15 protein-coding genes are annotated in these 13,064 nt (G+C 63.8%); 9 read left to right on the forward strand and 6 right to left on the reverse strand.

All coding sequences use genetic code 11. From position 1 onward, the window contains the following. Positions 1-109 precede the first annotated feature (109 nt). Positions 110-1,609, forward strand: a complete 1,500-nt coding sequence (locus P0D68_RS29485) for a cryptochrome/photolyase family protein (RefSeq protein WP_408301606.1) — start codon at positions 110-112, stop codon at positions 1,607-1,609. A 278-nt stretch (positions 1,610-1,887) separates the two neighbouring features. On the opposite strand, the gene P0D68_RS29490 is transcribed toward P0D68_RS29485, so the two are convergent. Together P0D68_RS29490 and P0D68_RS29495 are read right to left on the reverse strand one after the other, a co-directional pair. After that, complete coding sequence (locus P0D68_RS29490; RefSeq protein ID WP_074766744.1) at positions 1,888-2,064, reverse strand: DUF3563 family protein; 177 nt, start codon at positions 2,062-2,064, stop codon at positions 1,888-1,890. Between the two features lie 107 nt (positions 2,065-2,171). Next, positions 2,172-3,368, reverse strand: coding sequence for an extracellular catalytic domain type 1 short-chain-length polyhydroxyalkanoate depolymerase (locus tag P0D68_RS29495; protein ID WP_408183655.1), 1,197 nt, complete (start codon positions 3,366-3,368; stop codon positions 2,172-2,174). A 393-nt stretch (positions 3,369-3,761) separates the two neighbouring features. On the opposite strand from P0D68_RS29495, the gene P0D68_RS29500 reads away from it, so the two are divergent. The 4 genes from P0D68_RS29500 (at position 3,762) to P0D68_RS29515 (ending at position 6,788) form a co-directional block, all read left to right on the forward strand. After that, positions 3,762-4,463, forward strand: coding sequence for a phosphatase PAP2 family protein (locus P0D68_RS29500; RefSeq protein WP_408301608.1), 702 nt, complete (start codon positions 3,762-3,764; stop codon positions 4,461-4,463). Between the two features lie 148 nt (positions 4,464-4,611). Then, positions 4,612-5,382: a molybdate ABC transporter substrate-binding protein gene (modA, locus tag P0D68_RS29505; RefSeq protein WP_408468783.1), complete on the forward strand. Its 771-nt coding sequence runs from the start codon at positions 4,612-4,614 to the stop codon at positions 5,380-5,382. Between the two features lie 22 nt (positions 5,383-5,404). Beyond that, positions 5,405-6,079 carry a molybdate ABC transporter permease subunit gene (modB, locus tag P0D68_RS29510; RefSeq protein WP_408301612.1) on the forward strand — a complete coding sequence of 225 codons (675 nt, stop codon included), beginning with the start codon at positions 5,405-5,407 and terminating at the stop codon, positions 6,077-6,079. A 1-nt stretch (position 6,080) separates the two neighbouring features. Next, the gene (locus tag P0D68_RS29515; protein WP_408301614.1) at positions 6,081-6,788 is read left to right on the forward strand and encodes a sulfate/molybdate ABC transporter ATP-binding protein; all 708 of its coding nucleotides are present in this window, start codon (positions 6,081-6,083) and stop codon (positions 6,786-6,788) included. Between the two features lie 91 nt (positions 6,789-6,879). Here P0D68_RS29515 and P0D68_RS29520 read toward each other — a convergent pair whose 3' ends face one another. Further along, positions 6,880-7,716 (reverse strand): TOBE domain-containing protein, encoded by an 837-nt coding sequence (locus tag P0D68_RS29520; RefSeq protein ID WP_408468784.1) that lies wholly within the window; start codon positions 7,714-7,716, stop codon positions 6,880-6,882. Between the two features lie 204 nt (positions 7,717-7,920). Here P0D68_RS29520 and P0D68_RS29525 point away from each other — a divergent pair, with 204 nt between their 5' ends. After that, complete coding sequence (locus P0D68_RS29525; RefSeq protein WP_091809000.1) at positions 7,921-8,715, forward strand: SDR family NAD(P)-dependent oxidoreductase; 795 nt, start codon at positions 7,921-7,923, stop codon at positions 8,713-8,715. A gap of 84 nt (positions 8,716-8,799) precedes the next feature. On the opposite strand, the gene P0D68_RS29530 is transcribed toward P0D68_RS29525, so the two are convergent. Next, a complete protein-coding gene (locus P0D68_RS29530; RefSeq protein ID WP_091804777.1) occupies positions 8,800-9,183 on the reverse strand; it encodes a tautomerase family protein in 384 nt (127 codons plus the stop codon). A gap of 104 nt (positions 9,184-9,287) precedes the next feature. Between P0D68_RS29530 and P0D68_RS29535 the strand changes: the two genes are divergently transcribed. After that, on the forward strand, positions 9,288-10,139 hold the full coding sequence (locus P0D68_RS29535) for a LysR family transcriptional regulator (protein WP_408183642.1): 852 nt from the start codon (positions 9,288-9,290) through the stop codon (positions 10,137-10,139). 134 nt (positions 10,140-10,273) lie between these two features. On the opposite strand, the gene P0D68_RS29540 is transcribed toward P0D68_RS29535, so the two are convergent. Further along, on the reverse strand, positions 10,274-10,945 hold the full coding sequence (locus tag P0D68_RS29540; protein WP_408301619.1) for a hypothetical protein: 672 nt from the start codon (positions 10,943-10,945) through the stop codon (positions 10,274-10,276). A gap of 112 nt (positions 10,946-11,057) precedes the next feature. On the opposite strand from P0D68_RS29540, the gene P0D68_RS29545 reads away from it, so the two are divergent. Both P0D68_RS29545 and P0D68_RS29550 read left to right on the forward strand, forming a co-directional pair. After that, a complete protein-coding gene (locus P0D68_RS29545) occupies positions 11,058-11,495 on the forward strand; it encodes an MbcA/ParS/Xre antitoxin family protein (RefSeq protein WP_177205133.1) in 438 nt (145 codons plus the stop codon). After that, on the forward strand, positions 11,492-12,193 hold the full coding sequence (locus tag P0D68_RS29550; RefSeq protein ID WP_408301621.1) for an RES family NAD+ phosphorylase: 702 nt from the start codon (positions 11,492-11,494) through the stop codon (positions 12,191-12,193). The genes P0D68_RS29545 and P0D68_RS29550 overlap by 4 nt, the downstream gene beginning before the upstream one ends. 41 nt (positions 12,194-12,234) lie before the next feature. Here the strand turns inward: P0D68_RS29550 and P0D68_RS29555 are convergent, their stop codons facing one another. Continuing rightward, positions 12,235-12,972, reverse strand: coding sequence for a metallophosphoesterase (locus P0D68_RS29555; RefSeq protein WP_177205134.1), 738 nt, complete (start codon positions 12,970-12,972; stop codon positions 12,235-12,237). Positions 12,973-13,064 lie beyond the last annotated feature (92 nt).

Below are 13,064 nucleotides of genomic sequence, written 5' to 3' on the forward strand. Positions count from 1 at the left end.
CGGCATGCAATGTGCAAAACGGGTCCGTGCCACCGCTTGCCAGGCTTGTTACGCTTGCGGCCGGAAATAGCGCCACCATCCGTCCTGGTCCAACAATCCATATTTCCTGATGACACGCGTCCGACGACTGAACGACACCTTCGATACCGGGCTGGTCTGGCTTCGCCGCGACCTGCGCAGCACGGACAACGCCGCGCTCTACTACGCGCTCAAGCATTGCGAGCGCGTGTGGTGCGTGTTCGTGTTCGATACGACGATTCTGCAACCATTGGTCGACGTGTGGCGGGCTCGTCATCCGGACACGCAGCCGCAGGACCGCCGCATCGAGTTCATTCTCGCGGCGCTGGGCGAACTGGACGAGGCGTTACGCGTGAAGGGCGGCGGTCTGATCGTGCTTTACGGCAATCCGGCCGATCTGGTACCGAAGCTGGCCGACGAACTCAGCGTAGACGCCGTGTTCGCCAATCACGACTACGAGCCGGTCGCTATCGAGCGTGACGAGACGGTGCGCGAGCAGCTCACCGATGCCGGCCGCCAATGGCTGACGTTCAAGGATCAGGTGATTTTCGAGCGCGACGAGGTGCTCACCGGCCAGAGCAAACCGTTCACGGTGTTCACGCCATACAAGAATGCATGGCTCAAGCAACTGAACGCTTTCGATCTGAAGCCGTATCCCGTGGAAACGTACGCGAAACATCTGGCCGCGCCGCCATCGAAGCTGGACCGCCAGTTGCCGTCGCTCGAACAACTCGGCTTCGCGCCGAGCAATCTCGGTGAACTCAAGTTGCCCACGGGCATGAGCGGCGCGCAAACCCTGCTCGACGATTTCATGACCCGCATCGACAGCTACGCCGACCGGCGCGACTTCCCCGCAGCCAAGGGCCCGAGCTATCTGTCGATGCATCTGCGCTTCGGCACAGTCTCGATCCGCACGCTCGCGCGCCTTGCCCATGAGATGTCGCTGCAACCCGATGGACAAGGCTCGGCAACATGGCTGTCGGAACTGATCTGGCGGGACTTCTACTTCATGATTCTGGCGCATCATCCGCGGCTGGCGGGCGGTGCGTCGTTCAAGGAAGAGTATGACCGGCTGCGCTGGGAGCAAGGCCCGGAAGCGGACGAGGCGTTTGCCGCGTGGTGCGACGGGCGCACGGGCTACCCGCTGGTCGACGCCGCCATGCTGCAACTGAATCGCACCGGCTACATGCACAACCGCTTGCGGATGGTGACGGCGAGTTTTCTGGTGAAGGATCTCGGCGTGGACTGGCGCCTCGGCGAGCGGTACTTCGCCGAACAGCTCAACGACTTCGATTTCTCGGCAAATAACGGCGGCTGGCAGTGGGCGGCCTCGACGGGATGCGATGCGCAGCCTTACTTCCGGATTTTCAATCCGGTCACGCAGTCTGAGAAATTCGACGCCGAGGGACGCTTCATCAAACGCTATCTGCCTCAACTGGCAAAGCTGCCGTCGAAGTGGATTCATGCGCCTTGGCTAGCGGGCGCGGAGCGGCTCGCCGATTGCGGTGTGGTGTTGGGTAAAGACTATCCGGCGCCGATCGTGGACCATGCCGAAGCACGGGCGCGCACGCTGGCCCGTTTTGGCAAGTGAGCACCTGCTCACCTCGCTTTGCGTGGGTTCAGCACGTAAAAAGAAGACTCGTTGATGAGCCGATCGCCGACGCTGCTGGCGTTGCCTGAAATGAACGGCCGGGCAGGCGGACTTGTTGATGCGCTACAGAGTTTGGGTGGCGTTCGCCGCGGAGTTGAATCACGCGTGGTGGCAATCGAATCCGGCTGTCTGTGCACGTGTGCGAGTTTGCGACAGCTTGGGCGCTTCACCCAGAACATCGACGTTTCAATGCGCGCCGATGTTTTAATTCGCGCAGCTTAGTGCTGGCTCATCCACGACGGCTGGCGGACATTCGCCTCGCGGTCCAGCTTGCGCATGCGGAATTCCAGATCGTACAGATCCGTTGCTTCAGCGAGGAACGCGTCAGCGCGTTCTTTGGCGAGTTGATCGGGCGACTTGGTCAGAAACAGGAAAAGGCGGCTAAGCAGATACATGGTCAACCTCGAAAATAAATTTAGGCTTTAACGCCTAAGGGATAACCCCTATTATAGGGAAAACCCTAGTTTCGCGCCAGCACTCATTTCGACTTGTTGTTCCTACGTCACCGGGAGCCTGCGGAGGCCGCTGTGGCGGCAGCTTCCGCAATACGGCCCGTGCCCGTGCGACGCTGATGCTTGAAGAACTCCCACACCATGGCGCTTGCGTCCGGACCTTTGGCGGAATGAAACGGCACCGCCTCGTCGCCGCCGCTCCAGGCATGAGCGAGCCCTTGCACGCGACACAGCCGCACCACGCGCCGCCCGCCGCGAAGGTAGTCACGCATGACCACGCCGCCCTTGCGCTCTTCGCGCACTTCGCCGGATTTGCGCGCGCCGTTCTGGTCGACGACACGGTTCAGACGGAGAAACTGCACCGCCAACTGGTCCGCGTTGACAGGCGAGACCACATGGTCGGCGTCGCCGTGGATGATGATGGCCGGCATGCCGGGATAATTTGCGACGTCGGCGGTCTCGTCGACCAGTTCGGCCGGTTCACGGCGAGCGCCGCGCCGCATCACGTCCATCGCCGCAATGCCGGAACGCGCCTCGCCAAAAGCGGGGCCAGAATGCAGTGCGACCGCCGCGAAGTGCTCCGGATAGTTGACGGCCAGCAGCGCCGTTAGTCCCGCACCGGCGGAGATTCCGGCGACATACACGCGCTCGCTGTCGAAACCATGCTGCGCGACCAGCGCGTCCACCAGCGAAACGACTGCGCGCGCTTCGGCACCGCCGGCGCTATCGCCGGCGTCGTACCAATGCCAGCAACGATGCGAATGCACGTGCTTCGACTGTTCCGGATAGACCACGGCAAAGCCGAACCGGTCGGCCAGCACGTTCATCCGCGTGCCTTCGGCGAATTCATCGATCGACTGTGTGCAGCCGTGCAGCATCACCACCAGCGGCATGGCCTCGAGCGCATGACCCGTCGGGATGTACAAGCCGTACTGAAGATGATTGACGAGCCGGCCGGGCGCAGCAGGCGCGGAGTGGAACGAGCGCGTCCACGAGCCGCTCGCCCATGCCGACGCCCGTGGGCGCACGCGCGATTCGCGGGCCGTGGCGCGCGGCACTTCGCGCTTGGCGGGCGCGCGCACTGCCGCCGCCGGCTTGAGCGGGCGAACTTTGGTGGACGCCTTTGGAGCAGCGGGCCGGGCCGGTCGTGTCGTGGTGCGCTTGGGGGTTTTGCGAGTTTGCTCCGTTTGGATCGCGAGCAACCGCTTAAGGCCGCGCAGCCACAGTTTCGATAAACTTTTTGCCATTGGCGCATAACCTCGCAAAAAGGGACAGGGTCCGTCCGGTAGAACGGCAATTCGTTGTGCATTGCACAATAACACCAATCCTCATGCGATGCTGGAACCTGGGCACGCCATTCTGTAACCAAATTTCCGTTCGGCGAACCTTGCCGCGAGGCTGGCATCAAACCTTTGCACTGATCGTGCGCCGGTCGTCTTCCGAGTGCTTGCCGCTTGTTCGGCAACCCACGTCCGGCGGCAAAAAGCCTCGCACGCGGCGAGACCGGCCTGCAACACCCGTCTATACTGGCGGCTAGCTCTCTGACCTGCGGGTCTGCTCCGGTCGGCGACTTGTGCCGCTCGCGCGTTAAATTCTCATTACCGACCTGATTCTACGCGGCCTCGGTCGCGCTATTTGCCATGCTCGATTTACCTGCCCACCTTTGGTATTCGATCACCAGCCTCGGCGGCGCCGGCATGACGCTGCCGCTCGCGTTCGCCATCGCTCTGTGGCTGGCGGTCGGCTATACGTGGCGCATGGCTGCGGGCTGGCTGTTGCTTCTGGGTGCGGCGATCGGCGTGGTGACCGCGACAAAGCTCGCGTTTCTCGGCTGGGGCGTCGGCGTGCGCGGGCTGGACTTCACCGGGGTCAGCGGCCACGCCATGCTGTCCACCGCCGTCTATCCGGTCGTGCTGTTCCTGATGCTGTTGCCGGCGCGCCCGGCGATTCGTCTGATCGGTGTCTTGCTCGGCCTTGCCGCGGGGATCGCGGTGGGCTTGTCACGCGTCGTGCTGAGCGCTCACTCACCTTCTGAAGCCATTACCGGCTGTCTGACCGGCGCCGTGGCGGCGCTGGTGTTCGTCCGTCTCGCCTGGCATGCGGAGCCGGGCCGGCTGTCGGCGCTGCCCGTCGCCCTCAGCATGATGGTCCTCGCGGTGCTGATGCACGGCGTCCATGTGCCGACGCAGCGCTGGGTCACGCATATCGCGCTGAAAGTGTCCGGTCATGACCGGCCGTTCATCCGCGCAAAGTGGAGAGCCGTGCGCGATGTCCGTCCAGCCACCGCGCCGCTGTCGCAGACACTCAACACGCTGGCGCCGCCGCATTCGTCCGACGTCTGAATCCGCGCCTGTACCTTTTCCCCGCTGTTCAACAAGCCGTTTCATGCGCGCGGCTGAATGATTGTCATGGCTCACCGCTATAACCTTTCGTATATTACGATAGCGTTTTAACCCGCCGATCCGGCTCCTGCCGGTCTTCAAAGCCTTCATGACATTCCGCCGCCATTTGAAGCAAGCGCTGTTCGTCGCCAGCGCCATCTCCGTCGTTCTCAGCGCCAATGCGCGCGCCGACGAACTGGTGGTCTCCGCCGCCGCCAGCCTGACCAACGCGTTCAAGGCGGTCAGCGAAGTCTTCGAGCAGCAGCATCCGGGCACCAAAGTGTTGCTGAACTTCGGCGCCTCCGACGTGCTCATGCAGCAGATCGTCAAGGGCGCGCCCGCCGACGTGTTCGCGTCCGCGGATCAGAAGGCCATGGACAAGGCAGCCGCCGAAAAAGTGATCGTGCCGGCCACCCGCAAGGATTTCGCCGCCAATTCGCTGGTGCTGATCGTACCCACGGACAGCCGTTTCGCGCCGAGAAGTCTGAACGATCTGGCATCGGCAAACGTGAAGCGGGTCGCGTACGGCGATCCGGCTTCCGTGCCGGTTGGTCGTTACACGCAGGGCGCGCTGCAGTCCGCGGGCGTATGGGACGCCGTGAGCGCGAAGGCCGTGCTGGCGGCGAACGTCCGTCAGAGCCTCGACTATGTGTCGCGAGGCGAAGTCGACGCCGGTTTCGTGTTCAGCACCGACGCCGCCGTCATGCCGGACAAGGTCAAGGTCGCGATGAACGTGCCGACGCAAACGCCGATCACCTATCCGATCGCGCAAGTGGAAGGCAGCCGTCACGCGGCGGACGCCCAGGCGTTCATGAACTTCGTGCTGTCGCCGGCCGGCCAGGCCGTGCTCGCCAAGTACGGCTTCAAGCCCGCGCACTAACTTCAGAGGACGGCGCACGCTCATGCAACAGGCCTGGATTCCGCTCCTGCTCTCGTTGAAAGTCGCGGGCTGGGCCACCGCGCTCAATCTGGTATTCGGCGTCGCGGCGGCCTTCGGTCTGTCGCGCTGGCGCTCCGGCGCGCGCGACGTGATCGATTCGCTGCTGATGCTGCCGCTCGTCATGCCGCCCACCGTGCTCGGCTATTACCTGCTCGTCCTGCTCGGACGGCGCGGGGTGATCGGCGGCTGGCTCGACCGTTTCGACATTCAGTTGGTGTTCACCTGGCAGGGCGCGGTGATCGCGTCGACGGTGGTGGCCTTTCCGCTCGTGCTGAAGTCCGCGCGCGCCGCGTTCGAAGCCGTCGATCCGCAACTCGAACGGGCCGCGCGCACGCTGGGCGTCAGCGAAACGGCCATGTTCTTTCGCGTGACGCTGCCGCTCGCCGCGCGTGGCATTCTCGCCGGCGGCCTGCTGGCGTTCGCCCGGGCGCTCGGCGAATTCGGCGCGACGCTGATGATCGCCGGCAACCTGCCGGGACGCACGCAGACGCTCTCGGTGGCGGTCTATTCAGCCGTGCAGGCCGGCGACGACAGCACAGCGAACTTTCTCGTGCTCGTAACTTCGGTGACGTGCGTCGTGATCCTGTTGCTCGCGGGGCGACTCGTGCCGCAGCACACGCTTTTGAAGTCCGGTTGATATGCTGCTCGCCGTCGACATCCGCAAGACCTTCCAGAGCGCCGAGCGCCGCTTCACGCTCGACATTGCCTTTCAGGCCGCCTCGCAACGCGTCGTGCTGTTCGGCCCGTCGGGCGCGGGCAAGAGTCTGACGTTGCAGGCTATCGCAGGCCTGCTGCGCCCCGACGAAGGCACGATCACGCTGCATGGCAACGCGCTGTTCGACAGCGCGCGCGGCATCGATCTGAAACCGCAAGCGCGCAAGATCGCGTATCTGTTTCAGGACTACGCGCTATTTCCGCATCTGAACGTGCGGCAGAACATCGGCTTCGGCTTGCAGCACGGCTGGCTCAATCCGCGTGCGCGAATCGCGCATCCGCAGATCGATTACTGGCTCGATGCGCTGGAGCTGAAGAGCGTCGCGGGTAATCATCCGGCGCAGCTGTCCGGTGGACAAAAGCAGCGTGTGGCGCTGGCGCGAGCGCTCGTCGCGCAACCTCAGCTGCTGTTGCTGGACGAGCCGTTTTCCGCGCTCGACAGCGCGTTGCGTCAGCGCATGCGCCGCGAACTGTCCGAACTGCAAACGCGGCTCGATATTCCGATGGTGTTGATCACCCACGACCTCGACGATGTCGCCGCCTTCGGCGATCAGGTCGTGCAGGTCAGCGACGGCCGCGTGCGCGAGAATCATTCGTTCGCAGGCTACGCGCGCAGCGAGCCTCGAGCCTGAACAGCAAGGCTTCGCACGCTCATTCCCTTCACGCCGAGGCGAGCGCTTGCCGCGCTCGAACTTTCAAAGCGGGCGCGAGCGTTTCGCCCGCTCAGTCTTTCACGCCGAGTATCACACTCGACGCCTTGAACGCCGCGACAGCGCGCCCGCCTTCCACGAGGCCGAGCGTATCGACACTTTCATTGGTGACGACCGCCGTCATCACCGTGCCGCCGTCCAGCACCAGCGACACCTCGGCATTGACCGCGCCGCGCTTCACGCTCTGCACCGTGCCGCTTAACTGATTGCGCGCCGAGAGTTTGAGCGGTGCGCCGCTTTCGTCACCGACGAGCAGCACGACCCACGAGGCCTTGATCAACGCGAACGCCGCCGCGCCCTCGACGAGGCCGAGTGTCTCGGTGCTTTCATGCGTAATGACGGAGACGATCGCCTGGCCGCCGGGCAGCGCCAGCGTGACTTCGTCGTTGACGGTGCCGCGCATGATCGCCGACACCGTGCCATACAGCTGATTGCGCGCGCTCGTCTTCACGCCGATGCGGCCGATCAGATCCCAGTCCGTCGCAAATCCTTCGATCGCCGCACCCGCGCGTTCGAGAAAGCGCCGATGCTCGCGCTCCACCGCGCGAAACGTCTCGATCAGCTTCACGGCGCGCGGCGTCAGCGTGGTGCCGCCACCGCCTTTGCCGCCGGTCAGGCGCACCACGAGCGGCTCGCCGGCGAGGTTGTTCATGGTGTCGATAGCATCCCACGCGCCCTTGTAGCTCATGCCGACGGCTTTGGCCGCGCTGGTGATGGAACCGGTCTCGCCCATCGCCGCGAGCAGCGCAATCCGCGACGCGCCGCCCAGCGTCTGCGCGCCTGCCTGAAACCACACGGAGCCGCCGAGTTCGAGGGTTTCGCGGGAAAGATCGGTGCGATCGAATGACATGGCGGGGAAGCGGTCGCTAACCGCAAAAAGAACGACGGATCATTATAGCGACGCCAACCCGCGCCACCGTCCTGGCACCGAGCCGGACTTGCGCGCGGATAGATGGGATACTTTCCGCTCGACGCTTCGAACACCAGGCCCTTTGTATTTTCCGGCGCGGCCAGCCTCGGCCGCTTCGCCGTAACATCAACGAGGAGCAAGACAGTGAACATCGATCTATCCGGCAAGACTGCGATCGTCAGTGCATCCACCGCGGGCATCGGCATTGCGATCGCCACCGGCATTGCCGCATCGGGTGCGCAGACCATCATCAACGGACGCAAGCAGGACGCGGTGGACCGCGCAATCGAAACGATCCGCAAGACGGCGCCGCAAGCGAAATTGCAAGGCTTTGCGGGCGACCTCGGCACGGCGCAGGGCTGCGACGCCTTGATCCAGGCCGTGCCGCAGGCGGACATTCTGGTGAACAACCTCGGCGTCTTCGGCCCCGGCGACATCTTCTCCACCGAAGACGACGACTGGGAGCGCTACTTCCAGATCAACGTGATGTCTGGCGTGCGACTCACGCGCCACTATCTCAAAGGGATGATGGAGCGCAAATGGGGCCGCGTGGTGTTCATCTCGTCCGAGTCGGGACTGAATATTCCGCCGGACATGCTCGCTTACGGCTTTTCGAAGACCGCGCAGTTGAGCATTGCGCGCGGCATCGCCAAGCAGGCGGCCGGCAGCGGCGTCACCGTGAATGCCGTGCTGCCCGGACCGACCCTGTCCGACGGCTTGCGGGCAATGGTGGAAGAGACGGCCAAAGAACAAGGCAAAACGGTCGAACAGGTTGCCACGGAGTTCGTGCGCGCGCATCGCAGCAGTTCGATCATCCAGCGCGCCGCCACCACCGAGGAAGTGGCGAACATGGTCGTCTACGTGTGCTCGCCGCAGGCGTCGGCGACCACCGGCGCGGCGCTGCGCGTCGACGGCGGCGTGGTCGATACGATCGCCTGAGCTTGCCGCGCATCTGACGACCGACGGGCGGCACGGCCGCCCGTTTTCGTCTCCGAAGCTCGCGCTAACGGGTCGGCGTGGCGCTCACAGCGCGTACTGCGCAATCCCATTGCCGAACGACCAGTTTTCCTTCAGCACCTCGACGAGATTGATCAACACATCCTCTCGTCGCAGCCCCGGCGACTCCGCCAATTCGTCCGCCATCCGCTTGTATAGCGCCCGCTTCTGCTCGAGGGTGCGCGTGTTGTTCAGCGTGATCTGAATCATCACGAGATCGTCGCTTCGCTCCACGTTCAAATACTGGTTGTCGTACACAAAGTTGCCGGCCTCGTGCTCGGTGATCAGCATGAAGATGTCGTCCTTCGGCACGTTGAACGTCGCCACCAGCGCACGTTGGATGCTATCGGTCAGCGCCTTCCGGTATTCGACGGGCTTGCCGGCGCGTAAAGCGATTCGTGTGAGCGGCATGATGAACCTCCTTCCCTGGTTGTGTTGATGCGGTAAGGACAGCTTAGGCGCGCTCAGTCATAATAAACAGACATCAATGGCTATTTCATCTATATTCATTTGAAATGAAAGTTCTCGATCTCGATGCGGTCCGGGCATTCGTCCTGGTCGCCGATCTGCACAGCTTCACGCGTGCCGCGGACGCGCTCGACACAACGCAATCGGCCGTCAGCCTGAAGCTCAAACGGCTGGAGGCGCATCTGGGCAAGCAATTGCTGGAGCGCACGCCGCGCGTCGTGCGTCTTTCCGCGGACGGCAACGCGTTCCTCGGCGCCGCACGCGACTTGCTCAACGCGCATGAACGCGCGCTGGGGTCGCTGTCGGTCGAGCGTCGGCGGCTCGCGTTGGGGCTCAGCGAGCACGTGGCGGGACCGGACTTGCCGCTTCTGCTCGGCAGGCTCAATGCGCACGATCCGGGTTTGGTGATCGAATTGCACTTGGGCACGTCTTCCGCGCTGCTTGCGCAATTCGACGAACGCCGCCTCGACGCGGTAATCATCCGCTATGGCGCCGACGAACCGCCGCGCGACGACGCGCAGGTGCTGTTCAGCGAACCGCTCGCCTGGCTCGCCACGCCGGCGTGGCTGCCGCGAGTCGGCGAACCGTTGGCGCTGGCGCTGTTGAGCCCGCCGTGCAACGTGCGCGACGTGGCGCTGCGCTCGCTCACGCAGGCGGGCATTGGGTGGCAGGAGGTGTTCGTCGGCGGTGGCGTGGCGGCCGTCGGCGCGGCGGTGGCGGCAGGTCTGGCGGTGTCGCCGCTGGCGCGCCGCGTGGCGCCGCGCGGTCTGATCGATGTCGGCCAACGGTTGGGCTTGCCCCAACTGCCGGAATCGCGCGTTACGCTGCATTCGCGGGTCAGGGACGCGCGGTCATTGGAAACATTGCGGTTGGTGACGAATGGGTTGGCGACACAATGACGAAGCGCCTCGTCACGTTGATCCACAAATGAAGGTCGACGCCTTTCTTTTAACCCAGAAAAATCCTCGTCCGCGGCATAAAGGCGGAAGCCGACCAGCCAGCCGAAGCGCGAACGCGCGCTCCGGTTTCGAGATCAGTGAATGATCGGCGGCAGCGAGCCGCTGCTGGCGGTAGCGGGATTGCTCGTTGCGCTCGCCGGATTGGCGCCAATGTTTGCGGATGGCGCCGTATTGACGGATGACGAAGGCGAATTCACCAGGGACGCAGCCGGTTTGGTCGCACCGGGTTTCGCCGCAACCTTGACCTTCTGCGGATGCGTCGAACGGCTCGCGACCAGGTTGGCGTGCATGACCTTGCCGTGTCCCGGCTTCGCCTGAACAACTTGCGCATGCGGCTTTTTACGCTGCGTCACGACCGCCGCTTTCGCTTGGGTCTTGTTCGCGCCTGCTGCCTTGGTTCCGCTCTTCGTGGCGCCCTTGGCCGCCACCTTGTTAACGCTGCCATGCGCCGACGGTTTACCGCCGTGTCCCGACGCTGATGCAACGTGCGGCGCGGCATGCTTGGTGCCCGCCACACGCTTCGGAGCAGACCTTGCGGCGGACTTCGAAGCGGACTTTGAAGCGCCTTTCGAGCCAACGCCAGACTGCCCGTTGGCGGCTACCCCCGTCTTTGTCCCAGCCTGCTTCGTGACATGCCCGCTCTGTTCGGACGGGTTCCACACTTCCGTATAACCCGCGGCCATGACCGGTCCTGACATACACCACACGGCGAACGCCGCTCCCACTGCTACTGCTCGAACGCCCATCTCCTGCCTCTCCTGATCTTCGACTTTATAACGAGCCTGGATTATATTCTCTTGCAAAAATCCATATTTAGACTAACATTAATTTCAAGTACACATTAGGACTTTTCCACTCATGGCTCACGCTGCTCGTGCCACCCAACCTGAAGAGCCGATTCGCCGGCCGCCTTCAGCACCCACGCTAACGGAAATGTCCGCGGCAGGGCTGCGCGCGTTCTTCAACATCGCCCGCGACTGGGACTTGAGCGCGGAAGAGCAGATCGTGCTGCTAGGCTCGCCGGGCCGTTCGACTTATTTCAAATGGAAGGCGGCGCCTGAAACGGCCCGCCTCGGTCGCGACACGCTCGAACGCCTGTCGCTGCTGCTCGGTATCTATAAGGCGCTGCAAATCCTGCTGCCGCAAGCCAGCATCGCCGACACCTGGATCAAACGTCCCAACAGCGCGCCACCGTTCGGCGGCCGCCGCGCGCTGGACCGCATGCTGGCGGGCAACATTAGCGACCTCGTGGCCGTGCGCCAGTATCTCGACGCAATGCGAGGCGGCTGGGCGTGACACAACCGCATTGGCAGGACCGCTGGCGTACCACGCCACTAGATTGGTCGCCCGCGTATCGCGTGATTCCGACGCGCTTTCCGGCCGTCAATCTGTTCGACCGGGTCGCCTCGCCGGAAGACTTCGACGCGCTCTACGCGCTCGAAGCCATGACCAACGACCGCCTGCGCACCGAAGTCGGCGAACTCGATCTGGTGCCGCGCGAAGAGCGTCGCTTCGGACCGGGCTATGGGCCGATCATGGCCGCGCTGACCCATTTGAACCCGCTCGGCAGCCGCTTCTCCGACGGCACCTATGGCGTGTTTTATTGCGCCCGTTCACGCGCCACCGCGATCGCGGAAACGCGCTATCACACGGGGAAATTTCTGGAAGCAACGGCCGAACCGCCCATGCGCCAGCAGATGCGCCTCTATACCGTCGTCGCGCTAGGCAATGTGGTGGACATTCGCGCCGACAAGTCGGTGGATCTCGCGGTGCTGTCGCCGGATGATTATCTGGCCGGACAATCCCTCGGCCGGGCGGTCCGCGAGGCGGGTGCGCCGGGTATCGTGTATCCGTCGGTGCGCGACGACGAAGGCGAATGCCTCGCCGCGTTCAAAACCACGCTCCTGCGCGACTGTCATCACGCGGCGTATCTGGAATACAACTGGAACGGCAACGAGGTGGATATGGTTTTCGAACTCAACCAGGTGGGCTAGGTTGACAAACCCGCGCGCGGGCCCAAGCCGTCAAGGCAGAGTCAAGGTAGCGCCAGCGCTGCCGCCCCTTCCGCGCGAGCCTCTTCGACCGAGATCGACCAGCGCCGCAGCGCCAGCGGCTCCACGATCGTGAGCTTGCCTTCCGGGCCGAACGCGCCAGTGTCGATAAACACCTGCGAGCCGACCTGCTTGATGTCACGCATCGGCGTGTGGCCGCAGTAGGTCAGCGAGAGACCGCGCTGCCGCTGCGGATCGCCATTGCCCAACGCCAGCTCGCGTCCCCACAGCAATTGCTGGCGGGTTTCGGCGGAGAAATTCCCCGCATCGAGCTCGGCATCCGTGCCGAAGAATTCCCCATGCAGCACGTTGAAGCGCTCCTTGCCGCTGCCGATCACGCGCGCAAGCGGCAACCCGCGCAGGATTTCGGCGTAGTGTTGCAGGCGTTCGTCGGATAGCTGCGCCGCCCATAGGCCGCCGATTCCATACCACGACTGACGCCGCAAGCGTCCATCGGCGACGGCGCACAGCATGTCTTCATGGTTGCCGAGCACGGCGAAAAACCACGGCTTGTCGAGCAGAGCCAAAGCGAGTTCAGAATGCTCGCCGCGATCCACCAGATCGCCGACCGAAAAGAGCCGGTCGCGCGCCGGGTCGAACGTAATCACGCGCAGCAGATAGCGCAATGCATCGACGCAGCCATGCAGGTCGCCGACCACGAAGTCGCGACCGCTCCGGTTGGCCGGGTGATGTTCAACGGAATTGACGAGTACGGAAGCCATGGGTCCATGATAATGCGGCATCCGCGACGTGTATGCGCGCTGCCCATCGTATCCTGGCGCCGCAGCGAGCTGAAACGACGCAAATCGACGCA

It is taken from the genome of Paraburkholderia sp. RL17-380-BIE-A (genome assembly GCF_046028085.1).
In the GTDB taxonomy this organism is placed as follows: Bacteria; Pseudomonadota; Gammaproteobacteria; order Burkholderiales; family Burkholderiaceae; genus Paraburkholderia.

Excerpts from the sequence above, each read along its gene's own strand:
- P0D68_RS29485 (WP_408301606.1), top strand. The coding sequence starts at position 110 with ATGACACGCGTCCGACGACTGAACGACACCTTCGATACCGGGCTGGTC.
- P0D68_RS29490 (WP_074766744.1), bottom strand. The coding sequence starts at position 2,064 with ATGTATCTGCTTAGCCGCCTTTTCCTGTTTCTGACCAAGTCGCCCGAT.
- P0D68_RS29495 (WP_408183655.1), bottom strand. The coding sequence starts at position 3,368 with ATGGCAAAAAGTTTATCGAAACTGTGGCTGCGCGGCCTTAAGCGGTTG.
- P0D68_RS29500 (WP_408301608.1), top strand. The coding sequence starts at position 3,762 with ATGCTCGATTTACCTGCCCACCTTTGGTATTCGATCACCAGCCTCGGC.
- modA (WP_408468783.1), top strand. The coding sequence starts at position 4,612 with ATGACATTCCGCCGCCATTTGAAGCAAGCGCTGTTCGTCGCCAGCGCC.
- modB (WP_408301612.1), top strand. The coding sequence starts at position 5,405 with ATGCAACAGGCCTGGATTCCGCTCCTGCTCTCGTTGAAAGTCGCGGGC.
- P0D68_RS29515 (WP_408301614.1), top strand. The coding sequence starts at position 6,081 with ATGCTGCTCGCCGTCGACATCCGCAAGACCTTCCAGAGCGCCGAGCGC.
- P0D68_RS29520 (WP_408468784.1), bottom strand. The coding sequence starts at position 7,716 with ATGTCATTCGATCGCACCGATCTTTCCCGCGAAACCCTCGAACTCGGC.
- P0D68_RS29530 (WP_091804777.1), bottom strand. The coding sequence starts at position 9,183 with ATGCCGCTCACACGAATCGCTTTACGCGCCGGCAAGCCCGTCGAATAC.
- P0D68_RS29535 (WP_408183642.1), top strand. The coding sequence starts at position 9,288 with ATGAAAGTTCTCGATCTCGATGCGGTCCGGGCATTCGTCCTGGTCGCC.
- P0D68_RS29540 (WP_408301619.1), bottom strand. The coding sequence starts at position 10,945 with ATGGGCGTTCGAGCAGTAGCAGTGGGAGCGGCGTTCGCCGTGTGGTGT.
- P0D68_RS29545 (WP_177205133.1), top strand. The coding sequence starts at position 11,058 with ATGGCTCACGCTGCTCGTGCCACCCAACCTGAAGAGCCGATTCGCCGG.
- P0D68_RS29555 (WP_177205134.1), bottom strand. The coding sequence starts at position 12,972 with ATGGCTTCCGTACTCGTCAATTCCGTTGAACATCACCCGGCCAACCGG.